The sequence below is a fragment of the Candidatus Pseudomonas phytovorans genome (assembly GCA_029202525.1).
GTDB lineage: Bacteria > Pseudomonadota > Gammaproteobacteria > Pseudomonadales > Pseudomonadaceae > Aquipseudomonas > Aquipseudomonas phytovorans.
Genome location: CP119325.1, coordinates 4,960,748 through 4,983,714, shown reverse-complemented (window position 1 = coordinate 4,983,714; position 22,967 = coordinate 4,960,748). Strand labels below are relative to the sequence as shown.

At 62.2% G+C, this 22,967-nt stretch carries 18 protein-coding genes; 11 read left to right on the top strand and 7 right to left on the bottom strand.

The genetic code is table 11. The annotated features are described in order from the left end of the window. Positions 1-55: 55 nt before the first annotated feature. From P0Y58_21845 to P0Y58_21835, 3 genes are all read right to left on the bottom strand, one after another. Positions 56-1,270, bottom strand: a complete 1,215-nt coding sequence (locus tag P0Y58_21845) for a benzoate/H(+) symporter BenE family transporter (protein WEK29523.1) — start codon at positions 1,268-1,270, stop codon at positions 56-58. A gap of 207 nt (positions 1,271-1,477) precedes the next feature. After that, entirely contained in the window at positions 1,478-2,377 is a 900-nt protein-coding gene (locus P0Y58_21840) for a dihydrodipicolinate synthase family protein (GenBank protein ID WEK29522.1), read from the bottom strand. Positions 2,378-2,421: 44 nt separating this feature from the next. Continuing rightward, positions 2,422-3,204: an aldolase gene (locus P0Y58_21835; GenBank protein ID WEK29521.1), complete on the bottom strand. Its 783-nt coding sequence runs from the start codon at positions 3,202-3,204 to the stop codon at positions 2,422-2,424. Between the two features lie 186 nt (positions 3,205-3,390). On the opposite strand from P0Y58_21835, the gene P0Y58_21830 reads away from it, so the two are divergent. The 4 genes from P0Y58_21830 to P0Y58_21815 all read left to right on the top strand — a co-directional run bounded on the left by P0Y58_21830 (position 3,391) and on the right by P0Y58_21815 (position 8,108). Then, entirely contained in the window at positions 3,391-4,002 is a 612-nt protein-coding gene (locus P0Y58_21830) for a hypothetical protein (protein WEK29520.1), read from the top strand. Positions 4,003-4,089: 87 nt separating this feature from the next. Then, complete coding sequence (locus tag P0Y58_21825; GenBank protein WEK33377.1) at positions 4,090-4,593, top strand: sigma-70 family RNA polymerase sigma factor; 504 nt, start codon at positions 4,090-4,092, stop codon at positions 4,591-4,593. After that, positions 4,590-5,516, top strand: coding sequence for a FecR domain-containing protein (locus P0Y58_21820; GenBank protein ID WEK29519.1), 927 nt, complete (start codon positions 4,590-4,592; stop codon positions 5,514-5,516). The genes P0Y58_21825 and P0Y58_21820 overlap by 4 nt, the downstream gene beginning before the upstream one ends. 81 nt (positions 5,517-5,597) lie before the next feature. Continuing rightward, complete coding sequence (locus P0Y58_21815; protein WEK29518.1) at positions 5,598-8,108, top strand: TonB-dependent siderophore receptor; 2,511 nt, start codon at positions 5,598-5,600, stop codon at positions 8,106-8,108. Positions 8,109-8,632: 524 nt separating this feature from the next. On the opposite strand, the gene P0Y58_21810 is transcribed toward P0Y58_21815, so the two are convergent. After that, a complete protein-coding gene (locus tag P0Y58_21810) occupies positions 8,633-10,777 on the bottom strand; it encodes an HAD-IA family hydrolase (protein WEK29517.1) in 2,145 nt (714 codons plus the stop codon). A 387-nt stretch (positions 10,778-11,164) separates the two neighbouring features. Here P0Y58_21810 and P0Y58_21805 point away from each other — a divergent pair, with 387 nt between their 5' ends. Then, positions 11,165-11,461 carry a DUF3144 domain-containing protein gene (locus P0Y58_21805; protein ID WEK29516.1) on the top strand — a complete coding sequence of 99 codons (297 nt, stop codon included), beginning with the start codon at positions 11,165-11,167 and terminating at the stop codon, positions 11,459-11,461. A 25-nt stretch (positions 11,462-11,486) separates the two neighbouring features. Here the strand turns inward: P0Y58_21805 and P0Y58_21800 are convergent, their stop codons facing one another. Then, entirely contained in the window at positions 11,487-12,380 is an 894-nt protein-coding gene (locus tag P0Y58_21800; protein ID WEK29515.1) for a LysR family transcriptional regulator, read from the bottom strand. A gap of 147 nt (positions 12,381-12,527) precedes the next feature. On the opposite strand from P0Y58_21800, the gene P0Y58_21795 reads away from it, so the two are divergent. From P0Y58_21795 to P0Y58_21780, 4 genes are all read left to right on the top strand, one after another. Next, entirely contained in the window at positions 12,528-13,607 is a 1,080-nt protein-coding gene (locus P0Y58_21795; GenBank protein ID WEK29514.1) for a 4-oxalomesaconate tautomerase, read from the top strand. A 74-nt stretch (positions 13,608-13,681) separates the two neighbouring features. After that, positions 13,682-14,998, top strand: a complete 1,317-nt coding sequence (locus P0Y58_21790) for a dicarboxylate/amino acid:cation symporter (GenBank protein WEK29513.1) — start codon at positions 13,682-13,684, stop codon at positions 14,996-14,998. 123 nt (positions 14,999-15,121) lie between these two features. Next, on the top strand, positions 15,122-16,426 hold the full coding sequence (locus P0Y58_21785) for a citrate:proton symporter (GenBank protein WEK29512.1): 1,305 nt from the start codon (positions 15,122-15,124) through the stop codon (positions 16,424-16,426). A 44-nt stretch (positions 16,427-16,470) separates the two neighbouring features. Continuing rightward, on the top strand, positions 16,471-17,724 hold the full coding sequence (locus tag P0Y58_21780; protein WEK29511.1) for an OprD family porin: 1,254 nt from the start codon (positions 16,471-16,473) through the stop codon (positions 17,722-17,724). A gap of 52 nt (positions 17,725-17,776) precedes the next feature. Here the strand turns inward: P0Y58_21780 and P0Y58_21775 are convergent, their stop codons facing one another. Then, complete coding sequence (locus P0Y58_21775) at positions 17,777-18,025, bottom strand: CsbD family protein (GenBank protein ID WEK29510.1); 249 nt, start codon at positions 18,023-18,025, stop codon at positions 17,777-17,779. 109 nt (positions 18,026-18,134) lie between these two features. Then, positions 18,135-18,590 carry a redox-sensitive transcriptional activator SoxR gene (soxR, locus tag P0Y58_21770; protein WEK29509.1) on the bottom strand — a complete coding sequence of 152 codons (456 nt, stop codon included), beginning with the start codon at positions 18,588-18,590 and terminating at the stop codon, positions 18,135-18,137. A gap of 84 nt (positions 18,591-18,674) precedes the next feature. Here soxR and P0Y58_21765 point away from each other — a divergent pair, with 84 nt between their 5' ends. Both P0Y58_21765 and P0Y58_21760 read left to right on the top strand, forming a co-directional pair. Continuing rightward, a complete protein-coding gene (locus P0Y58_21765; protein ID WEK29508.1) occupies positions 18,675-19,772 on the top strand; it encodes an efflux RND transporter periplasmic adaptor subunit in 1,098 nt (365 codons plus the stop codon). Further along, positions 19,769-22,849: a MexW/MexI family multidrug efflux RND transporter permease subunit gene (locus P0Y58_21760; GenBank protein WEK29507.1), complete on the top strand. Its 3,081-nt coding sequence runs from the start codon at positions 19,769-19,771 to the stop codon at positions 22,847-22,849. The genes P0Y58_21765 and P0Y58_21760 overlap by 4 nt, the downstream gene beginning before the upstream one ends. Positions 22,850-22,967: the final 118 nt, after the last annotated feature.

The window sequence follows — 22,967 nt, the reverse complement described above, 5'->3', positions numbered from 1 at the left end:
ATACCTGTCGAACGGCGTGGGCATTTGGCGAGAGTAGGGGGGGGTGGTGAGCCTTCTACCGGGATGAACGGTTGACCCGAGGTAGTCGCCCGTTCAACACGGCATAGGCCAGCAGGCCAATGACCAGCCCCCAGAAGGCCCCGCCAATGCCGAACAGGCTGATGTTGGCCGCCGCCGCCAGGAAGGTGATCAGTGCCGCTTCGCGCGTGCGGGCATCGGCCATGGCGCTGGCCAGGCTGGCACCGATGGTGCCCAACAGGGCGAGGCCGGCCAAAGTGCTGATGAAGGTACCTGGCAAAGCCATGAACACACTCGCCAGAGTGACCCCGAACACCCCCACAAGGATGTAGCAGACACCGGCAGCAATCCCCGCCAGCCAGCGCTTGCCTGGGTCCTCATGGGCTTCCTTGCCGGTGCAGATGGCCGCAGTGATTGCGGCGATGTTGAAGGCATGCGATCCAAAGGGCGCCATCAGCAACGAGCCCAGGCCAGTGACCGCGACAATCGGGTTGGCGCTGGTCTTGAAGCCATCGTTGCGCAGCACCAGCATGCCGGGCATGTACTGGCCGGTGAGGGTGATCAGGAACAACGGCAAGGCCACGCTGAGGGCGGCGTTGAGGGAGAAGGTGGGCGTGGTGAGCACCGGTGAGGCGAACTCCAGGCGCAGCGCCCCCAGGCCAGCTTGCCCCTGCAGCAACAGGTAGCCCAGGCCCAGCAGCAGAATGCCGACCACGGCGTAACGGGCAGTGAAGCGTTTGAATGCCACATAAGCTGCAATCAGCAACCCTGCCAGGACCGGGTCTACCGACAGGCCGGCAAACGCGCCGATGCCGAACTGCAGCAGGATCCCCGCCAGCAACCCGGCGGCAATCCCTCCGGGGATGACCCGCACCAGGCGCTCAAAGCACCCGGTCAGCCCCAGCACCACGAAACCGGTGGCCGACAATATATAGGCACCGATGGCTTCGCTGTAGGGCACGCTGGCCAAGGCCGTGACCAAAAATGCGGCTGCAGGCGTGGACCAGGCTGTGATCACCGGTTCTCGGCTGTACCAGGACAGCACCAGGCCGCTGAGGCCGACACCGATCGACACGGCCCAGACCCAGGATGAAGTTAGCTCCGGACTTAACCCGGCAACCTTGGCAGCCTGGAACACCAGGATGAAGGTGCCGCCGTAGTTGACGATGACTGAGACGAGCCCGGCTATCAGAGGATGCAGGATGTCTTTCAGGTGTAGCGGGGTTGAAGAGCTTTGGATAGGCGCGTCCATGATTGCCTCGGATAGATGTCAGGTGAAGGAACAGCCCCAATGCTGCACTCGGCAGCCACCTTGAAACTGCACAGAACGTACTGATTAAGCGCAATCCCTGTGGGAGCGGGCTTGCCCGCGAACACCGGCGTAGCCGGTGCCATTTACCGTGTTGGATTCTTCGCGGGTAAACCCGCTCCCACAAAGCAATGCGAACCGCCTGCGAACTCAGTTACCTGCGTAACCCGTCAGCTCTACCAGCAGGCTTTGCAGGTAGCTGCTGCCTTGCGCATCCAGCTGTTGCAGGGGCAGGCGTGGCGCGCCGACATCCTGGCCGAGCATTTTCAGGCCGGCCTTGATGGTGGTGGGCAGGCCGCGGCGGGTGATGTACTCCAGCAGTTCGTACTGGCGATAGAACAGCGCGCGGGCTTCGCCCAGGTCGCCTTGCTGCACGGCGTCCCACAGTGCCAGGTTCAGTGCCGGGATCAGGTTGGGCGCGGCGGTGCACCAGCCTGTGGCGCCGGCTACCAAGGCTTCCAGGGTCAACGGGTTGCAACCGTTATAGAACGCCACCTGGCCATCGGTGGCCTTGAACAGGCGGTGCATGCGCTGAATGTCACCGGTGCTTTCCTTGACCATCGTCACATTGGGCACTTCGCCGAGAATGCGCAGGATCAGCTCCACCGACAGGTCGGTGCCGCTGGTGCCCGGGTTGTTGTAGAGCATGATCGGGATGTCGATGGCCGCGCCGACGGCTTTGTAGTGGGCGATCACTTCGGCTTCGGTGAGCTTCCAGTAGGAAATGGGCAGCACCATCACTGCCGTGGCGCCGCAGGCCTGTGCCAGGCGGGCGCGCTGCACGGTACGGGCAGTGGTCAGGTCGGAGACGCTGACCACGCTGGGCACACGGCCGGCAATGCGTGCCTGGCTGAAGCGCACCACGGTTTCCCATTCGCTGTCGGACAGGTAGGCCCCTTCGCCGGTGCTGCCCAGCGGGGCGATGGCGTGCACGCCGTCTGCGATCAGGCTGTCGATGGACGTGCCCAGGGCATCCAGATCAAGCGTGCCCTCCGCCGTGAAAGGAGTAATGGTGTAGCCGATAACGCCGCGAATTACAGGTGTAGACATGATCAGGCACCTCTGCCGTTGTTGAGTAAAGGGTACAGCTTCGATCAGCCCAGGCAGTCGCCATGGGCACGCAAGGCACGGCGCGCGTAGTAGCTGAACGCGGCGCCATGACGTTTGGGGGTGGAGATCCAGTCGTGGGCTTCCTTGCCCAGCGCTTCGGGGATGGGGCGGATGTCACCGGCGCCCATGGCCAGCAGTTGCATCTTGGCTGCGCGCTCAAACAACAGGGCCAGCACACAGGCTTCTTCGATCGAGCCGCCGGCAATCAGCAGGCCGTGGTGCGATAGCAGGATTGCGCGCTTGTCACCGATCGCCTTGGCAATGATTTCACCTTCCTCGTTGCCCACCGGCACGCCGGGCCATTCCTTGAGGAAAGCGCAATCGTCGAACAACGGGCACAGGTCCATGTGCGAGATGGCCAGCGGCACCTCCAGCATCGACAGGGCGGCGCTGTGCAGCGGGTGGGTGTGGATGATGCAGTTGACGTCGGGGCGGGCGCGGTACAGCCAGCTGTGGAAACGGTTGGCCGGGTTGGCCATGCCGCGGCCTTGCAGCACGGTGAGGTCTTCGTCCACCACCAGCAGGTTGGAGGCGGCGATTTCGTCGAAGCCCAGGCCCAGTTGCTGGGTGTAGTAGGTGCCAGGCTCCTGCGCCCGTGCGGTGATCTGCCCGGCCAGGCCAGAGTCGTGGCCGCCGTCGAACAGGATGCGGCAGGTGAGGGCGAGTTTCTGTCGGGCGCTGTAGGTGTTGTCGGCCAGCGCCGTCAGCATCTGCTGCTGGGCGAGTTTGACCAACTGGTCCTTGGGGGTGTGCATGGTGGTCGTCATGGGCGGTACCTGCCGAAGTGGGGCGGTTCTTGGCTGAGCGACGCGGGGTCGTCAGGACACATGGCGATCATAATGACACTAAGTGTCATATTCAAGTGATTCGTGACACAAAAGCGGATCGCTGTGTCCGTGCGATGTAGCCGGGTGGGAACCGGCCCAAGTATGAAAAGTGGAGGGAAGGGGGCAATGAGGTTGGAAGCTGCCGCGCAGGGTCAGCGAGTATTCGACATCCAGTGCGGGTCGATCTGGTCGTGCGCGGTAAGCGTTGCCTATAGCTATGGCATGCTATTAACGTGTAGCGGTTTTTTCAGGGATGAAACCATGACGGGCAAGAAACGGGTATTTCTGGGGTTCGCTGCAGCGCCGCTCATCGGTGGCGTGATGATGGGCGTGATCTTCAATGTGGTGACCTTTGTCGCCTTCGTGCGCAACCCGAAGTTGATGGCGGCGATGGTCCCGGGCGAAGGTTTTATGGCCATGCTCTTCTACCCGATCGGGTTCGAGATCGCTTTCTTGCTGCCGTGTTTGCTGCTGGGGCTGGTGGCGGTCCTGTTTGGGCTGCGGCGTACATTGCGTGGCTGTGTCAGCGCGGGCCTTGCAGGGGGCGGCCTTGCGATGCTGTGGACTCTGGGGATCATGGGGTTGCTGCAGCGGCCTGGTGAATACGAACTGATGCCCTCGCTGGGTGATGGTGTGATGATGTTCATCCTGGCAAGCCTGGCGTGTGGCTTGTCTGCATGCTTCGCCTTGCCCACGGTACAGGCAGACTCACCCGCCGAGCCACCGTTACCCACCTGAGCAGGGCCTTGAGAGCAGCAGGGGAAAGCCGTAGTATTGCGAACGATTTGCAACTGCGCTTTCTGCGTTACCTGAAGATGAGGGACCATCGTGTCTGCCCGCGAGCCTGTCGATGCGCTTTATCGTGACCATCACGCCTGGCTGTTGAACTGGCTGCAGCGGCGCCAGCCCTATGGCGACCAGGCCCGCGATGTTGCGCACGACACCTTCCTGCAAGTGCTGTTGCGCCCCCAGCAGATCGCCGGGCTGCGCCAGCCCCGGGCGTGGCTGAGCAGCGTGGCCAAGGGCCTGTTGATCGACCGCTTTCGTCGACAGAAACTGGAAGCGGCCTATCTGCAGGCAATCGCGCAACTGCCGGAAGCACAGGCGCCCTCCGCCGAGCGGCAACTGATGTTGTTGCAGACACTCATGCAGATTGATGCCCTGCTCGACGGCCTGCCTGCCAAAGCGCGCATGGCGTTCCTGTTGTCGCGCCTCGAAGGGTTGAGCTATCAGGACATCGCCATTCGCCTGGATGTCAGCCTCAGCAGCGTCGAGAAGTACATGGCCAAGGCCATTCGTCATTGCTATCAGATCAGCCACGAGCAATGACCGACAAGGTGCTCGACCAAGCCATCGACTGGCTGGTGAAGCTGGAGTCCTCTCAACACGCACCAGCGCTGTTGGCGGCCTGCCTGGCATGGCGTCAGGCCGATCCCCGGCACGAAGTGACCTGGCAGGCATTGCACGAAGCGCAAACCTGTTTTACCCAGGCGCGTGCACTGCCTGCCGGGGTGGCTATCAGCACGCTGGCCGAGCCAGGCCGCCGCGCGGCAGTGAAAACTTTGGCGCTGGGCCTGCTTGGCCTGGGCATGGCCGGTGGCACCCTGCAGCACACGCCTTGGCGCGTCAGCCTTGCCGACTACAGTACCCGCAGCGCAGAGCGGCGACGCTTCGAGCTGGCCGATGGCACCGTGTTAAAGCTCAACAGCCAGAGTGCGCTGGATGTGCGCTTCAGCCACATCGAGCGGCGGGTCGAGCTGCGCGAAGGGCAGGTGAATGTGAAAGCCGGCCCTGACCCGCTGCAGCGTCCTTTGTGCGTAAGTTCGGCGCAAGCCCGCTTCCTGGGGAGCGCTTTCGACGTTTGCCAGGAAAGCGGTCGCACGCGGCTCACCGTGGATCAAGGCACAGTCGCCATCCATCTGCCCGGTCAGCCTCCGGTACCAGCGCAGGCGGGGGAGCAGTTCATGGTCGATGGCGCAGGGGCGCGGCGCATCGAGCGGCCCACGTTCGAAGGCTCGGCCTGGACCCGCGGCCTGTTGATCACCCGGCAGATGCCGTTGCAGGAACTGGCCGGGCACCTGGCCCGCCAGCGCAAGGGTTGGGTGGGCTGCGATCCTGCCATTGCCGCCCTGGAAATCTCCGGGGTGTTTCAACTCGACGATACCGACAACGCCCTGCGCACGCTGGCCCATACGTTGCCTGTACGCCTGGTGTGGCGGACTTCACTGTGGGTACGCATGGTGCCTGCCTGAAAATGTGCCCGTCCCGTTACGGGTTTTTGCCGGCTTCTTCGACAAGAAGAAAAACCAGCACGTTTCAGGAGCCGCACCTCGATGGATTTGTTGTCCCGTTCTCGCCCTGCCTTGCTTGCCCAGGCCATCCTCATGGGGGCGGGTTTAAGCCTTTGCCAGCAAGTGCTGGCCGCGCCGCCCAGCCGGCACTACGACCTGCCCGCAGCGCCCTTGGGCCAGGCATTGGACCGTTTTGCCGAACACACCGGTATCAGCTTGCTCTACGACCCACAGTGGGTTGAAGGCAAGTACGCACGCGCGGTAGAGGGCCAGCTACCCGTCAAGTTGGCGCTCTACCTGCTCTTGGAGGGCACTGGCCTGACTGCAGAGCAGGCGGCGGATGGCAACTGGTCGTTGCAACCCGCCGCGCAGCAAGCCGGTGCGCCGTTGGCGTTGCAAAGCACCATGATCCAGGGCCAGGGCCTGGGTGAGGCCACCGAGAACACGGGCTCCTACACCACCGGCGCAACCGCAGTTGGCAGCAAGGTAGCCCAGTCGATCAAGGAAGTGCCGCATTCGGTGTCGGTGGTCACCCGCCAGCGCATCGAAGACCAGAACCTCACCACCCTGACCGATGCGCTGGACAAGACCACTGGCGTAACCCTGCAGAAGAACGGTGCTACCGGTTCATCGTTGGGCAACGACACCAACTTCTTCTCGCGTGGTTTTGCCGTGTCGAACATCCAGTTCGACGGTGGCGCGCCGATGGACACCGCGATCTCGGGCTACGGTTCGATCAGCCAACTCGACCTGGCCCAGTACGACCACGTGGAGTTTTTGCGCGGTGTCGATGGCCTGTACTCCGGTAGCGGCAACCCCGGCGGCAGCATCAACCTGGTGCGCAAGCGTGCCCTGGAGCATGACCAGCTGAAGTTTTCCGCCTCGGCCGGCAGTTGGGACACTTACCGCAGTGAGCTCGATGTCACCGGGCCATTGACTGAAACCGGCAATATCCGCGGCCGTGCAGGGTTGGCGTACCAGAACAACAGGTTCCACTACGATACGGCGAACATGGAAAAACACCTGTTCTACGGTTCGCTGGAGTTCGACCTCAGCGCTGACACCCTGCTCACCGTTGGTGGCAGTTACCAGGAAAGCGAAGGCATCCCCAACTTCGGCGGCCTGCCACGCTACAAGGATGGCGCCGACATCGGCCTGCCACGCAAAACCTCCTTCCTTGCCGGCTGGGGCTCGGTTGAAGAAAAAACCCGGCAGGCCTATATCAAACTCGACCACAGCTTCAATGATGACTGGATGTGGACCACCGACCTGACCTGGATGGACATGGATCGCGACGGCAATTCGTTGTTCGCCAATGGCGCGGTCGACCCGCTTACCGGCAGCGGCACCAGCTGGCTGAACTACCCGGCCAGAACGGGGCTGGAGCGCAAAGGCATCAACAGCTACGTGAAAGGCGGCTTCGATCTGTTCGGCTTGCACCATGACGTACTTGTAGGTGGCGACTATTCGCACTCGGATGGCTACACCGTGCAGCGCTGGGGCCTGCTCAACTTTACGCCGGTCGATATCTTCAACCCGTCCACCCCTGTTGACCCGGGCAGCACGCCGAACAAGACCCACGACAACACCACCGAGAAGTACGGCTACTACGGCATGACCCGGTTGGCACTGACCGACCGGACCAAGTTGATCCTCGGTGCTCGCGTGTCTACCTACAAGTATCGCGACACAGAGGTGTTCTTCGATGACTTCGGCAACGTGCTGGATGACCCTGCGCCTTACCATCGTGGGCTCAAGGAACAGGGGGTAACCACACCCTATGCCGGCCTGACCTATGACCTGACCCCTCAATGGACCACGTATGTCAGCTACGCCGAAACCTACAAACCGCAGTTTCTGCAGGTGGCGGCGGGTGGCAAGACACTGGATGCGGCTACGGCAAAAAATTATGAAATTGGCTTGAAAGGCCTGTTGTTCGATGAGCGGATCAATACCAGTTTTGCCCTTTACCGTATCGAGCAGGAAGGCGCAGCTATCCAGGACACTCGATACCCGCAAACCTATGGCGCTTCCAACTGCTGTTTCCTCAACCAGGGAGAAGTGGTCAGTGAAGGCTTTGATGCCGAAATCAGCGGCGAAGTGCTGACCGGGCTTCAGTTGTTTGCCGGCTATACCTACAACCACACGGTCGACAAAGCCAGTGATGACACGCGCTCCATCTACGCGGCTGTCACCCCCAAGCACCTGTTCAAACTGTGGGGGACATACCGGTTGCCCGGCGCGCTGGACAAATGGAAGGCCGGCCTGGGTGTCACTGCCCAGAGCAGTAACGGCCGCAGCGGCACAGTCACTCCCTATAATCCGGCCACCGGCCAATACAACGGCGAAACCCAGGACTTCAAGTTTGTCCAGGCTGGTTACGCCGTGTGGGCTTCGAGCCTGGAATACCAGATTGACCCGAATTGGGTGGCAGTGCTGAACGCCAATAATATCTTCGATAAGAAGTACTACCAGACAGTGGGCACCTCGGCCAACGGCAACTTCTACGGCGAACCGCGCAACTTCACCCTGACCGTGCGTGCAACCTACTGAGTCGTCGGCTGTACGACACGCAACTGCCTCGCCAACGGCGACATGAAAAGGCATTTCTGGTGACTATTTTCTTTGGTTGGTGCCATGATTCTTCGCGGACAAACCCGCACAGGGACCGCATCAGGGCTGACAGGCGCTTGTCACAAGATGTGCATCGCCTGTGAGATCGAGCGCCGCCCGCGCGGCGCTTCGCGGGGCAAGCCCGCTCCCACATTTGTTGCAACGTGCCATACCTGTCAGGCCATGGTCGCCAGCCTTTTCAGGCCGACTCGATTTCAATGCTGGCGCCTCTGCCGCCCCACCTGCCTCAAACCCTGCACCAGGGTTGGCAACGCCTCATTCTCAGGTATGGCCACGTTGCAACAAATGTGGGAGCGGGCTTGCCCCGCGAAGCGCCGCGCGGGCGGCGCTCGATCAAACAGGCGCTGAAAATGCTGCGGCAAGTACCAGTCAGCGCTTCGGCAACTTGCCCGGAACCACGGAATCTCCCACAGGCGCCAGACCGGTGCTCCTGCATCAATGGCTCATGCACCGATGCAAAAATCGTCCAGCCTGGTTGCCACATCCCCCAGTGGGTACTGCCGAAACGCACCTGAAATGGCACTGATCAGTTGCGCATCCCTGATCGGGTCCAACCCCGGAAAACGCTTGCCATTACCGTCAACGTCACAGATCAGCACGGACTCCACACTACCGTCGTTGTCCTGATACACCTGCCTGATTGCCCGAGCTTCCAGCGCCTTGTCGTCTTCGCTACGCAAAGCATGGTGAATGGCCAGGGCCGCGCCAAACGCCAGCGTCGGGGTTTCAATACCATGCTTGCGTGCGAGGTCGATGCTGCTGAAGATGCGTTCGTTGCGTTGAAGCTTGCGCAACGGGTCGCGCCCCACCCGGGCACAGGGGTCTTTGAACGAGGTTTTGCAGCGTTCCAGGAAGGTATCGGCAAACCGGCTGACCACTTCCGCCATCTGTGGGTACTCCGCCACCAGTGCAGGCCCGACTTCCTGGCGAATCAGGCGCTCGGCCAGTTCGCTCACGCGTGCATCGCCCATACCTTGGCCCACCGAATGATGGCCCAGCAGGCTGGCGTACCAGGCAACGATGGCATGCGGCCCGTTCCACAGGCGGTTCTTGATGACCTGGATCTGGGTGATGTCAGGCACCGTCTTCACCTGGCGCAGGCGTTCGAGCAGATCGCTGCCGTGCTCTACATACAGCGGCATGTCGGGTTCGCTGTTGAACAGGATCAGGTGCAACTGGCTCATCGCGCTGCTGGGCTGGGCAAAGGGCCTGAAGCGCCCGATCAGTCGTTCGTACTCAGGCATTGGCGTCGATGCGTTTTTGGCGATGGCCGGCTCGTCTTCCAGGCTGTTCTGGAAAATCTGCGACTTGATGCGCAGTTGTCGCACCAGTGCATCGTTGCTGAGCTTGGAGACAATGCGGCTGACCACTGTTTCGGCGAAGTGGGTCTTTTCCAGCACTTGCTGGCCGATTGCAGGCGGGCACAGCAATGCCAGCTCCGCTTGCACATGGCGGCGCACGAACGCAGCGCCGCCCACCTTGTTCAGCACGATCAGCAACGTCAGTTCACGGCCGCGTCGTTCAAAGCGTTGCAGCAACCCTTTGGCAATCACCTTCGCCTGGTTGCGGATGGCCTGCTCGGGCAGGCTCAGGCCGATAATTTCGGCAGTGGTGTACATGCCGATTACCGCGTCGTCATCGTCCAGGTCGATCATGCGTACATTGTCGATGGTCTGGTCGAACGAAGTGGCCCCGTAGCGCACGCTGTAACGGCCGAAGGCATTGACGCTTTCGCGAAGCATGCGCGAGCGCGTCGCGGCGATGATCTCACAAGGCCGGGTGTAGCCATCCCAGTGGGAAAAGACCTGCGTCAGGTAACCACCACCGATGGCGCCAAACCCATGAATGCCCACACGGAACTGGTTCATGGAAGCCGGGAAGCTTTCGTTCAGTTCGGGCATGCCGAGGTCTGGAACGCACTCGCTCAGATCAGCCAGGAATTCGGTCATGCTGCGGTAAGCCTTGAGCGCGCCTGCCCTGATCTCGGCGGCAGGTGGCTTGATGTCTTCGATCAGGATCGCCTGGCCTTCGGCACGCATGGCCGACAGCATGCCGTTCTCCGAGTCCTCGACCATGAAGCACTGGCCTGGCTCGCAATTGAGCGCGCGGGCGGCTTTCAGGAAAATCTCGGGGTGCGGTTTGCCCTGGCTGACTTCATCGCCGCAGACGGTGATGTCGAAGTACTTCAGCACATTGGCATTGATCAGGTATTCCTCGGCAATCGCACGGCGGCTGGATGTGGCCACCGCCATGGTCAAGCCTGACTTGCGCAGGCGCTCCAGCACCTCCATCAGGCCGGCCTTGATCGGTACGCCGTGATTGCGCACGTACTCCAGCTCAAGTTCATCCGCACGTTTGCGGATTTCGGCGTAGGGGAAGTCTTCACCGTTATGTGCCTTGGCCAGGGCCTCGGATTTCTTCTCGTTGAGGCCCAGCGAGCCAATTAACGTGTGCTCGCCCAGCTCTTTGCCAAAGATCTCCAGCGAGGCTTGCTTCAGTGTCTTGAAGCGCAAGCGTTCGGTGTCGAAGAGGGTGCCATCCATGTCGAAGATGGCGCTGAGAATCTGTTTACCTTGAAAGAAGAGCATTGCGTGTTGTCCCTGTGGGTGCGTCAGACATCTCGCCTGTAGCCAGCGAGTACGGCGTGTGAGCTGCAGCGTCGGCAGTCAGGTTGGGGGCACGCGTCTGTCGTGTGCACGCTCAGGCGTGACACAGAGATAAGGCGGGGCAGAGCGGGGAGTGCAGAGGAGATTTGCAAGCTTCGAGGCAAGGCGGGCGCCTTGTTTGGCTTTGATGTCACGCCCACTGGCTGCAGTTCGTTTTGCAGGCAGTGGGCGCAAGTAGCGATGGATACGTGTGATTCCAAGCATAAGGTGCTTTGCTTCCTGTCTGGTTGTGTCGTTGATCCTTTTTCAGCCTTGCACGTATGCGCGCCGCCATGCAAGGCTTGGGCTTCCGTGACAAGGTGAACCGCAATGACCCAAGCGACCGATCAGGCCTTCTATGACCGCGCCGATGCGCACATCGACCTGGCCAACCAGCAGATTGAAAAATTCGAAGACCTGGGCAAGGTGAGCGCCTCGCTGACCTTCGGCGCCGCGCGTTTCAGCGCCTGGATGAGCGCCCGCAGCTTCAAGAGCGGCGCGGAACTGGCGGCAGCCCGGGAGGAAATTTTGAAGTACTTCTGCGAGCAATACCGGATGATGCTCGAAGACAACGTGGATGAGCACATCGAGCATTTTGAACAACTTGTGCTGGGCAAGGACGCCTGACCTCGCCTGCCTGTGCAGCGGTGATTCAACGGTTGGGCCACTGCTGCAGAAGGATCGAAACGAACTTTTCCGCCGCAGGCGACAACGATGCGCCGCGCCGGTACACCAGCCCCAAGGTGCGACTGACCTGCGGCTCGATCAGCGGCACGCTGACCAGCGTCGGGTGGTCGGCGTCGGGCATGGCCAGGGTAGGCATGGCCGATACACCCAGCCCGGCCTCGACCATGCCCAGCGACGTGGACAGGTGTTGCACTTCGTAGAACCATTTGGGCCGCAGGTTGAGCCCGGACAACGCATGGTCCAGCAGCATGCGGTTGCCGCTCAGGCGGCCGACGCCGATCAGGCGGTAGTCAGCCAGCTCTGTCCAGGTAACGGATGCGCGGTTCGCCAGGGGGTGATCCCGCCTGCAGGCCAGTACAAAGTGCTCCTGCACCAGTGAGACAAACTCGATGTCCGGGTGCTGGCCACTCATCATGTTGATGCCGAAGTCGGCTTCGCCGCGCAGCACCGCTTCCAGCCCATCGTTGGCGCTGAGGTCCAGCAGGCGAATGCGGATTTTCGGGTATTGCTCGTTGTAATCGCGGATCACCGACGGCAGGAAGTAGAACGCTGCGGTGGGAATGCAGGCGAGGGTTACCTGGCCGGTCTGGCGTTCGGCCAGCTCACGGATGCTGAGGATCGAGTCTTCAAAATCATCCAGCAGTCGCCTGGCCTTGGGCAGGAAGTCGCGGCCCACGCTGGTCAGGCTGACCCGGCGGGTAGTGCGCTCCAGTAGCGAGGTGCCGAGGCCTTCCTCCAGCTTCTTGATCCGTCGGCTCAAGGCCGGTTGGGACAGGTGAAGTGCTTCGGCGGCCTCGTGGAAGCTGCCGAGTTCGGCGATTTTCACGAAAGATCGGATGTCTTGCAGCTCATATTCCATAAGAAGCTCTGCTACTCGCGCTGCGTCTGATTGATGTTTAAATTGCAATAATGGCTACGATATTTGCATTGGATTGATTTATCCATCCCTGTCACTCTTTTGTTCACAGCATCAATGATGTCCATTGATCAACAAGAGTGCAAAATCATGCAGCGAATTCCTTGCGTACTCATGCGCGGTGGTACCTCGAAAGGGCCGTTCTTCCACGCCTGGGACCTGCCTGCCAATGTGGTCGAACGCGACGAGTTGCTGATCAACCTGATGGGCTCCGGCCATGAGCTGGAAATCGACGGCATCGGTGGCGGTAGCCCGCAGACCAGCAAAGTGGCGATCGTCAGCCCTTCGTTGCATGCCGATGCTGATGTCGATTACCTGTTCGTTCAGGTGATGGTTGCCCAACGCCGTGTCGACACCGCGCCCAATTGCGGCAACATGCTGTGTGCCGTGGGCCCGTTCGCCATCGAACAAGGCCTGGTGAAAGGCGAGGACGGCAAGACCTTGGTTCGCATCCGCAACCTGAACACCGGTACCTTGGTCAACTCGCTGGTAGAGACCCCCGGCGGCATCGTGCGCTACGAAGGCCGCACGGCGATCGATGGCGTACCGGGCACTGCCGCCCCGGTGCACCTGACCTTCCTCGATGCAGTGGGTAGCAAGACCGGCAAACTGTTCCCCACTGGCGCGGCCACGGATGTGATCGATGGCGTGCCGGTGACCTGCATCGACATGGCCATGCCGATGATAGTCGTGCAAGCCAGTCAACTGGGGGTAACGGGGTCGGAAACCCCTGCAGAACTCGATGCCAATGCCCAGTTGCTGAAGCGCCTCGAAGCGCTGCGCCTGAAAGCCGGCAGGGCCATGGGCCTTGGCGACGTCAGTGGCATGGTCATCCCAAAGCCGGTGCTGGTGTCTGCGCCACGTTACGACGGCACGTTGCAGGTGCGTTACTTCATGCCGCACAACTGCCACCGCGCCTTGGCCATCACCGGGGCGGTAGGGCTGGCGACTGCCTGCGTCAGCGCCGGCACGGTCCTCGGCGATCTGCTTGGTGATGAGGCCCGGCAGTTGACCGAAGTGCGCCTGGAGCACCCGAGCGGCGGTATCGATGTGGCGCTGTCGCGCAGTGGTGCCGACGGCAAGACTACCCAGGTGTCGGTGGTACGAACCGCCCGGCGGCTCTTCTCAGGCTTTGTCTACGCCCCTACCTTGCGCAGGCTGGCAGGGTAGTCGAAGGCGGCCATGCCGCCAGTTCCATACATGCACAAAGCGCATCCGCACAATTTCAACAATGGTGATGCCTCATGAAACTCGCCAAATCGCTGTATTTCCAGATCCTCTGCGCCGTTTTGCTGGGTGTGTTGGTCGGCCACTTTTGGGCGCAACAGGCCGTGGCGCTCAAGCCCCTGGGTGATGCCTTCATCAAGCTGATCAAGATGATGATCGCCCCGGTGGTGTTCTGCACCATTGTCACCGGCATTGCCGGGATGACCGACAAGCGTTCGTTGGGGCGCCTGATGAGCAAGACGCTGCTGCTGTTCCTGGGCCTGACAGTGGTCAGCCTGGTGATCGGCCTGGCGGCGGTGTACCTGTTCGAACCCGGTGCGGGCATGAACATCGACCCTGCCACCCTCAGCACCGAAGGCCTCAGCCAGTACACCGCCTCGGCAGCCAAGCTGGGTGTGGTCGATTTCTTCATGCACATCATTCCCGATACGTTCATCGGCGCCTTCAACAAGGGCGAAGTGCTGCCGGTGCTGTTTATCGCCGTGCTCAGCGGTTTTGCCCTGTCGTCCATGGGCGACAAGGGCAAGCCTGTACTCGATGTACTGGAGTCGGCCTCGACCATGGTGTTCCGCATTTTCGGCTACCTGATGCGCTTCGCCCCGGTCGGTGCCTTCGGTGCGCTGGCCTTTACTGTCGGGCAATACGGCATCACCTCGCTGGGTGCCCTGGCCAAGCTGGTGGGTACGCTGTACATCGCCTGCGCGTTCTTCGTACTGGTTGTGCTGGGGGGCATCTGCCGTGCCCACGGCTTCAGCCTGTGGAAACTGCTGCGCTATTTCCGCGAGGAATTCCTGGTGGTGCTGGGTACTTCCTCCACCGAGCCGGTGCTGCCACGCATGCTGGAAAAGCTCGAAAAGCTGGGCTGCAAGAAAGGTGTGGTCGGCCTGGTGTTGCCAACCGGCTACTCGTTCAACCTCGATGGCACCGCCATCTACCTGTCACTGGCGGCCATCTTCATTGCCCAGGCGTGCAACATCGATATCACCCTGGGGCAGACGCTGACCATGCTGGCGATCATGCTGCTGTCGTCCAAGGGCGCGGCCGGGGTGACAGGCAGCGGTTTCGTTGCGCTGGCCTCGACCCTCACCGTGATTCACGACATTCCGCTGGCTGGCCTGGCCCTGCTGATCGGTGTCGATCGCTTCATGTCCGAAGCCCGGGCGCTGACCAGCCTTGCCAGCAATGCGGTGGCCACCGTGGTGATTTCGCTGTCCGAAAACGCCTGTGAACGGGACACCCTGCTGCGTACCCTGGATGGCGTGCAAGCCGAGCAGCCAGTTGCGCCTGCACCCGCCCAGGCTGCCTGGCCCGCAGAGCCACGGCGCCACAGCTGAACACCCGTCGCTTTACCCAAGCCTGACTTAAAATTCCACTCGACATCACCGCGATGCCGAGTGGGGTAGGGGGCTGCCTGCCCGGCGGGCGGCCACGCATAATAAAAACAAGAGAGAAAGACCATGCTCGCACTCCTGGGCCTGATCATGGTGGTGACGTTCACCTACCTGATCATGAGCAAGCGCCTGTCGCCTATCGTTGCACTGACCGTTGTCCCGATCGTTTTCGCCGTCATCGGCGGCTTTGCCCCCGAACTGGGCAAGATGATGCTCGACGGCTTGAAAATGGTCGCGCCATCGGCCGCGCTGCTGCTGTTTGCCATCCTGTTCTTCGGCCTGATGATCGATGCCGGCCTGTTCGATCCGCTGATCCGCAAGATCCTCAAGCGGGTAAACGGCGACCCGGTCAAGATCGCCATCGGCACTGCACTGCTGTCACTGCTGGTGGCGCTGGACGGCGACGGCACCACCACCTACATGATTACCTGTGCGGCCATGCTGCCGCTGTACAAACGCATCGGCATGAACCCGATGATTCTGGCCACGGTGTCGATGCTGTCGCTGAGCATCATGAGCGGCCTGAGCCCCTGGGGCGGGCCGGCGACGCGGGCCATCGCCGCGCTTGGGCTGGACGCCAGCGAGTACTTCATCCCGATGCTGCCGACCATGATCGGCGGTGCAGCCTGGGTGGTTTTCACTGCCTTCCTGCTGGGGCGCACCGAACGCCGGCGCATCGGCAACATCGCCCTGGAGTCTGGCGGTGGCAACTGCTACATCAAGGAAATTCTCGGCGACAACCCGTGCAAGCGCCCACGCTTGGCCTATGTAAACCTGGTGTTGGTGATCGCCGTCATGGCTGCACTGGTGATGGGGCTGATGCATGCCGCCATTTTGTTCATGATAGGTTTCGTCGCTGCGCTGATGATCAACTACCCACAGCTGGAACTACAGAAGGAGCGCATTCTGGCGCACTCGGGTAACGCCATGACCGTGGTGCTGCTGGTGTTCGCCGCGGGTATCTTTGCCGGGATTTTCTCGGGCACCAAGATGGTCGACGCCCTGGCGCAAACCCTGGTGGACTGGATTCCTAAAGAGTGGGGCCACTGGTTCCCGTTGGTGGTGGCGCTGACCAGCATGCCGCTGACCTTTGTGCTGTCCAACGACGCTTATTACTTTGGCGTGGTGCCGATCCTGGCCAATGCCGCAGCGGCCTACGGCATCGACCCGCTGGAAATTGCCCGCGCCTCGGTCCTCGGCCAGCCGGTGCACCTGATGAGCCCGCTGGTGGCTTCGACGCTGCTGCTGGTGGGCATGGTCGACCGTGACATCGGTGACTTCCAGAAGGCCACCTTCAAATGGGCCGTGCTCACCTCGCTGGTGATCACCGCGCTGGCCCTGCTTACAGGTGCTTTGTCGTTCTTCGTCTGAGCCCTGTTTGCGCACTTTCAAATAACAACAATAGAGTACCGATCATGTCCCGAGCTGTATTCCGTGGGGCCACCTGTGGCCTGCTTTGCGGCTGGCTGCCTGTTGCCGGCGCAGCTGGATTTATCGAAGACAGCACGCTCAAGTTGCAGCTACGCAATGTCTACTTCAATGAAAACTTCCGCGATGAGCAGGGCATGAGTACGCGCGCAGCCGCTACTGCCAAAAGTGAGCGGGTCGAATGGGCGCAGGGCTTTCTGCTCGACTACCAGTCGGGATATACGCCAAGTGCGCTGGGCGTGGGGTTCGATGCCCTCGGCCTGCTGGGTATCCGGCTCGACTCCGCTCGCGGGCGCAGTGGCACGGGCCTTTTGCCGGTGCATGACGATGGCCGTGCGGCGCAAGCGTTCGCCAGCGCCGGGGTAACGGCCAAGGCTCGCCTTGGCAAGTCTGTGCTCAAGCACGGCACGTTGCTGCCCAAGACGCCGGTGCTGGTCTACAACGATGCGCGGCTGCTGCCGCAAACGTATCAGGGCACGCAACTGACCAGTACGGATATCAGCGGGCTGGCACTGACAGCGGGGCAACTGGAGCGCTTCAAGCAGCGTGACTCATCGGATAGCACCGGCCTGTACCTGGATGGGTATGCGGGTGGCGAGTCGGGCGACTTCAACTTCGCCGGCGCCGATTATGCAGTGAGCAAGCAACTGCGCCTGAGCTACTTTCATGGTCAGCTGGAGCACTTCTATCGCCAGGATTTTGCCGGGCTGGTGCACGAGCTGCCGCTGGCCGGCGGGGTACTGACCACGGATCTGCGCTATTTCAAAAGCCGTGACAGTGGCGCCGCTGCTGGTGGCAACATCGACAATGACATGCTCAGTGGGCAGTTGGCCTATGCCCACTCCGGCCATACCGTTGGCGTCGGCTATCAGGTGCTCGATGGCGAAGCGGGGCTGCCGTACATCAGCGGGGCGACGGTGTATTCGTTCAGCAACGTTGGCATTGGCAAGTTCGTCGAGGAAGAAGAAAAGACCTGGATGGCCAGCTATGGCTACAACTTTGCGGCTGCCGGTGTGCCAGGGCTGACCTTCATGGCGCGCTACCTGAGTGGAGACAACGGCCGCTCGGGGGCAGAGGGCATCAAGGAGTGGGAGCGTGATGCCGAGATTGCCTACGTGGTGCAGGCCGGGCCGCTGAAAGGGCTGGGGGTGAAGTTGCGCAACTATGTCTATCGCTCGGATTTCGCCCGTGGGCGCGACAGCAACCGCTTGTACCTTACCTACGACGTTGCCATCTGGTGATGGCGCGGGCCGGATGGCATATCCGGCCCTGGCCCTGCCTGCGGTGCCCTGTTCAGCGGCGCAGCAGGCGAGACACCAGCAGCGTGACGCCAGCCGTGATGGCCAGCGCGGCGAACGGTTTTTCCTTGACGAACGAAGACACCGTGTCCAGGGCATCACCATAGGTCTTGGTCAGCTGGCCTGCGGCCTGGCGGCCATCGCCTTCGGCTTCCAGCGCCGGGTCTTCGACCAGTCGGCCTACAGCGCTCTGCGCCTTGCCTGCAAGGTTCTCTGCAACACCTTCGATCTGTTCGCGTTTCATGATGGCTCAGTTCCTTCCTGTAAGCGGCTCGGGTTAACAGCACAGGGTTAGGGCGGTGAAGGGCCGCAATGGTTCCAATCGGATCGCACATGGCTTGAAAAGGGTGAGGCTAGCGGGCTTTCTTCTCAAGGATGCGCGCCCCGGTACCTTCCTTGCCCAGCACATCCTCGGGGTTGCGCAGCGGGCAGTCTTCCAGCGACAGACATCCGCAGCCAATGCAGTTGTCCAGGCTGTCGCGCAACGCCTCCAGGGTGCGGATGCGGGCGTTCAGGTCCTCGCGCCAGGCCGTGGACATCTCGCCCCACTGCGCCGCCGTCAGTTTGCTGTTGGGCGCATAAAGGCTGAATGCCTGCTTGATTTCCTCCAGCGGAATACCGGTGCGCTGCGCCACCTTGATGATCGCCAGTGTACGCAGCACCAGTGAAGGATAGCGGCGTTGGTTGCCTGCGGTGCGGACGCTGGCGATCAGCCCCTTGGTTTCGTAGAAGTGCAGCGCAGACACCGCCACGCCGCTGCGCCTGGCCACTTCGCCCACTGTGAGCATTCGCGTGTTGTCCGCTGCCATGCCTGTTGACCTCAAGTTAAGTTTAGCTCTTATAGTCCTGCCCGATCTTCCCCGCAACCGCTTTCCCCATGATCGGAGCTGTGCATGAACAAACGGACGTTATTGGCCTGGGCCGGCGCTGTTGCCGGAGTGCTGGCCACTGCCTATGCGTTAGTGGGGAGCGGTTCGGCGCCACCTGCTGTGGCAGCGTGGCCAGCGACCAAGGTGGCGCTGGCCATGGCCGAGCAAGTGCCGTTGGCGCGGCAGAACTTCGCTTCGGGGGAGCTGGAAGCGGTCAATCAGGTGCAGGTGGCGGCCGAGACGGCGGGGCGTATTACCCGCATCGCCTTCGAGTCGGGGCAGGCAGTGGCTGTCGGGCAGTTGTTGGTGCAGCTCAACGACGCGCCCGAGCAGGCCCAGCGGGTGCAATTGCGGGCCAGGCTGCGTAACGCTGAAGTGGTGCTGCAGCGCAGCCGCAAATTGCGGGCAATGAATGCCGTGTCGCAGGAGCTGCTGGACAACGCCGCCACTGCTGTGGATGTGGCCCGCGGTGAGCTCCAGCATGTCGAGGCGCTGATCGCGCAGAAGGCCATCCGCGCGCCGTTTGCCGGCAAACTGGGTATTCGCCGGGTGCATCAGGGCCAGTACCTGGGCGCTGGTGAGTCCATCGTCAGCCTGGCTGATATCAGCCAGCTGCATGTGAATTTTGCCTTGGGCGAGCAGGCCGTACCTGAAGTGTTCGTCGGGCAAATGCTGGCACTGACAGTGGACGCGGTGCGCGGGCAAGATTTTCAGGCCAGAGTGGTGGCGGTCGACCCGGTGGTCAGCAAGGCGCGCCTGGTGCAGGTGCAGGCAGCCTTGCCGAACCCGCACGGGCAGTTGCAGCCGGGCATGTACGCCGCCGTGCGCCTGGATGCCGCGCAGTCGTCGACCGTACTGGCTGTGCCGGAAACCGCGATCACCTACACCGCCTATGGCCAGACAGTGTTCGTTGCAACCCAAACCCCGGCGCAGGGCACCCGGGTCAGCCGGGTGCGGGTAACCACCGGTGAGCGCTGGCAGGGGCGGGTGGAAGTGACCTCCGGCCTGGCGCCCGGTGACCGGGTGGTGGTGTCCGGCCAGTTGAAGCTGAGTGACGGCATGCCGGTCGAACCCGTGGCGCAGGACAGCCTGCAGGCCAACCTGGGAGGGCGCCAGCCATGAAGTTTACTGACCTCTTCGTGCGCCGCCCGGTGCTGGCGCTGGTGGTCAGCAGCCTGATCATCCTGCTGGGGCTGTTTGCCATGGGCAAGCTGCCGATCCGCCAGTACCCGTTGCTGGAAAGCTCGACCATTACCATCAGCACCGAGTACCCCGGCGCCTCTGCCGAGCTGATGCAGGGTTTCGTGACCCAGCCGATTACCCAGGCCGTGTCGTCGGTCGAAGGCATCGACTACCTGTCCTCGTCGTCGCAGCAGGGGCGCAGCCAGATCACCCTGCGCATGGTGCTCAACCGCGATTCGACCCAGGCGCTGGCCGAGACCATGGCCAAGGTCAACCAGGTGCGCTATCGCTTGCCGGAAAAGGCCTACGACCCGGTGGTCGAGCTGTCGGCAGGCGACTCCACGGCCGTGGCCTACGTGGGCTTTGCCAGCGACAGCCTGTCGATACCGGAACTGAGCGATTACCTGTCGCGGGTGGTGGAACCGCAGTTTTCCGGCATTGACGGCGTGGCCAAAGTGCAATCGTTCGGCGGGCAGCGACTGGCCATGCGCCTGTGGCTGGACAGCGAACAGATGGCCGGGCGCGGTGTGACCGCCGCAGATGTGGCGCAGGCAGTACGTGCCAACAACTACCAGGCCACGCCGGGCCAGGTGCGCGGGCAGTACGTGCTGGCCGATATCCAGGTAGACACCGACCTGACCCAGGTCGAGGACTTCCGGGAGCTGATCATCCGCAACGATGGCACCGACCTGGTACGCCTGCGTGATGTCGGCACTGTCGAGTTGAGCGCGGCGGCCACCCAGACCAGCGCCACCATGGACGGCAAGCCAGCCGTGCACCTGGGGCTGTTCCCCACGCCGAGCGGCAACCCGCTGGTGATCGTCGAGGGCATTCGCCAGTTGCTGCCGCAGATCCAGCAGACCTTGCCACCCGGCGTGACGGTGGCGCTGGCCTATGAGACCGCGCGCTTCATCGATGCTTCGATCAATGAGGTACTGCGCACCCTGGTGGAGGCGATGCTGATCGTGGTGCTGGTGATCTGGCTGTGCCTGGGTTCGCTGCGCAGTGTGCTGATCGCGGTGGTGGCGATTCCGCTGTCGATGCTGGGTGCCGCCGGCCTGATGCTGCTGTTCGGCTTCAGCCTCAACCTGCTGACCTTGCTGGCGATGGTGCTGGCCATCGGCCTGGTGGTGGACGATGCCATCGTGGTGGTGGAGAACGTGCACCGCCATATCGAAGAGGGCAAGTCGCCGGTCGCTGCGGCATTGGCCGGAGCGCGGGAAATCGCCGGGCCGGTCATTGCCATGACCCTGACCCTGGCGGCGGTGTATGCGCCGATCGGGTTGATGGGCGGGCTGACCGGCACGCTGTTCCGCGAATTCGCGCTGACCTTGGCGGGGGCGGTGATTGTGTCCGGCATCGTGGCGCTGACTTTGTCGCCGGTGATGAGCTCGTTGTTGTTGCAACCTGGTCAGCAGCATGGCGCGATGGCCAACATGGCCGATCGGTTGTTTGCTGCGGTGACTGGAGCCTATGGGCGGGTGCTGGCCTACACCCTGTCGCATCGCTGGATCAGCGGTGGTGTGGCGCTGCTGGTGTGCCTGAGCCTGCCCTGGCTGTACCTGCTGCCCCAGCGCGAGCTTGCCCCGCCCGAGGACCAGGCGGCGGTGCTGACCGCCATCAAGTCGCCGCAGCATGCCAGCCTGGACTACGTGGAGCACTTTGCCCTGAGGCTGGACAAGGTGATGAAGTCGATCAGCGAAACCACCGATACCTGGATCATCAACGGCACCGATGGCCCGGCCGCCAGCTTCGGTGGCATCAACCTCAGCGCCTGGCAGGCGCGCGAACGTTCCGCCGCACAGGTGCAGGCGCAGTTGCAGCAGGCTGTGGCAGATATCGAAGGCAGCAGCATCTTCGCCTTTCAGGTTGCGTCGCTGCCGGGCTCCAGTGGCGGCCTGCCGGTGCAGATGGTGCTGCGCAGCGCCCAGGATTACCCCGAGCTGTACCAGACCATGGAAGGGCTCAAGCAGCGCGCCCGCGACAGTGGCTTGTTCGCCGTGGTGGACAGCGACCTCGACTACAACAACCCGGTGGTCAAGGTGCGCGTCGACCGGGCCAAGGCGGCGAGCCTGGGCATCAGCATGCAGGCCATTGGCGAGTCGCTGGGTGTGCTGGTAGGCGAGCAGTACCTCAACCGCTTCGCCCTGTTCGGGCGCTCGTATGACGTGATCCCGCAGAGCATTCAGGACCAGCGCCTGACGCCAGCGGCGCTGAACCGTCAGTACGTGCGCGCCGAGGATGGCAGCCTGGTGCCGCTGGCCACCGTGGTGCACCTGGATATCGAAGTGGCGCCCAATCGCCTGTTGCAGTTCGATCAGCAGAACGCCAGTACCCTGCAGGCAATCCCGGCCCCGGGTGTGTCGATGGGCAACGCCGTGGCATTTCTCGAACGGCTCACCGCCGACCTGCCGCCTGGGTTCAGCCATGACTGGCAATCGGAATCGCGCCAATACGTGCAGGAAGGTTTTGCCTTGATGTGGGCATTTCTTGCCGCGCTTGTTGTGATCTACCTGGTGTTGGCGGCGCAGTATGAAAGCCTGGTCGACCCGCTGATCATTCTGGTGACCGTGCCGCTGTCGATCTGCGGTGCGCTGCTGCCGCTGGCCCTTGGCTGGGCCACGTTGAACATTTACACGCAGATTGGCCTGGTGACGCTGATCGGCCTGATCAGCAAACACGGCATCCTGATGGTGGAGTTTGCCAACGAGATTCAGGTGCGCGACAACCTCGACCGTGCTGCTGCCATCGTTCGTGCCGCGCAGATACGTTTGCGGCCGGTGCTGATGACCACGGCGGCGATGACCTTCGGCGTGCTGCCGCTACTGTTTGCCAGCGGCGCCGGGGCCAACAGCCGCTTTGGGCTGGGGGCGGTGATTGTGTGCGGGATGCTGGTGGGGACGTTGTTTACCCTGTTCGTGTTGCCGACGATCTATGCCTGGCTGGCGCGGGATCACAGGGTGGTGACGGTGCGCACCCGGCAGTTGCAGGAGGTGGAGCGGGTGTTGGGGATGTGAAGCGCAGAAGCAGGGCTATGCATTGTGGTCGTCGGTCAGGGCCATTAGGGCTGCTTCGCAGCCCATCGCCGGCAAGCCAGCTCCCACAGAAACGGCGCAGCGTTCAAGCCTGACGTAG

What these genes read in the sequence shown, in the direction of transcription:
- P0Y58_21805 (WEK29516.1), top strand. Translation starts at nt 11,165, where the DNA reads ATGACCCAAGCGACCGATCAGGCCTTCTATGACCGCGCCGATGCGCAC.
- P0Y58_21765 (WEK29508.1), top strand. Translation starts at nt 18,675, where the DNA reads ATGAACAAACGGACGTTATTGGCCTGGGCCGGCGCTGTTGCCGGAGTG.
- P0Y58_21775 (WEK29510.1), bottom strand. Translation starts at nt 18,025, where the DNA reads ATGAAACGCGAACAGATCGAAGGTGTTGCAGAGAACCTTGCAGGCAAG.
- P0Y58_21780 (WEK29511.1), top strand. Translation starts at nt 16,471, where the DNA reads ATGTCCCGAGCTGTATTCCGTGGGGCCACCTGTGGCCTGCTTTGCGGC.
- P0Y58_21830 (WEK29520.1), top strand. Translation starts at nt 3,391, where the DNA reads ATGAGGTTGGAAGCTGCCGCGCAGGGTCAGCGAGTATTCGACATCCAG.
- P0Y58_21760 (WEK29507.1), top strand. Translation starts at nt 19,769, where the DNA reads ATGAAGTTTACTGACCTCTTCGTGCGCCGCCCGGTGCTGGCGCTGGTG.
- P0Y58_21815 (WEK29518.1), top strand. Translation starts at nt 5,598, where the DNA reads ATGGATTTGTTGTCCCGTTCTCGCCCTGCCTTGCTTGCCCAGGCCATC.
- P0Y58_21810 (WEK29517.1), bottom strand. Translation starts at nt 10,777, where the DNA reads ATGCTCTTCTTTCAAGGTAAACAGATTCTCAGCGCCATCTTCGACATG.
- P0Y58_21845 (WEK29523.1), bottom strand. Translation starts at nt 1,270, where the DNA reads ATGGACGCGCCTATCCAAAGCTCTTCAACCCCGCTACACCTGAAAGAC.
- P0Y58_21800 (WEK29515.1), bottom strand. Translation starts at nt 12,380, where the DNA reads ATGGAATATGAGCTGCAAGACATCCGATCTTTCGTGAAAATCGCCGAA.
- P0Y58_21840 (WEK29522.1), bottom strand. Translation starts at nt 2,377, where the DNA reads ATGTCTACACCTGTAATTCGCGGCGTTATCGGCTACACCATTACTCCT.
- P0Y58_21790 (WEK29513.1), top strand. Translation starts at nt 13,682, where the DNA reads ATGAAACTCGCCAAATCGCTGTATTTCCAGATCCTCTGCGCCGTTTTG.
- P0Y58_21820 (WEK29519.1), top strand. Translation starts at nt 4,590, where the DNA reads ATGACCGACAAGGTGCTCGACCAAGCCATCGACTGGCTGGTGAAGCTG.
- P0Y58_21835 (WEK29521.1), bottom strand. Translation starts at nt 3,204, where the DNA reads ATGACGACCACCATGCACACCCCCAAGGACCAGTTGGTCAAACTCGCC.
- P0Y58_21785 (WEK29512.1), top strand. Translation starts at nt 15,122, where the DNA reads ATGCTCGCACTCCTGGGCCTGATCATGGTGGTGACGTTCACCTACCTG.
- soxR (WEK29509.1), bottom strand. Translation starts at nt 18,590, where the DNA reads ATGGCAGCGGACAACACGCGAATGCTCACAGTGGGCGAAGTGGCCAGG.
- P0Y58_21795 (WEK29514.1), top strand. Translation starts at nt 12,528, where the DNA reads ATGCAGCGAATTCCTTGCGTACTCATGCGCGGTGGTACCTCGAAAGGG.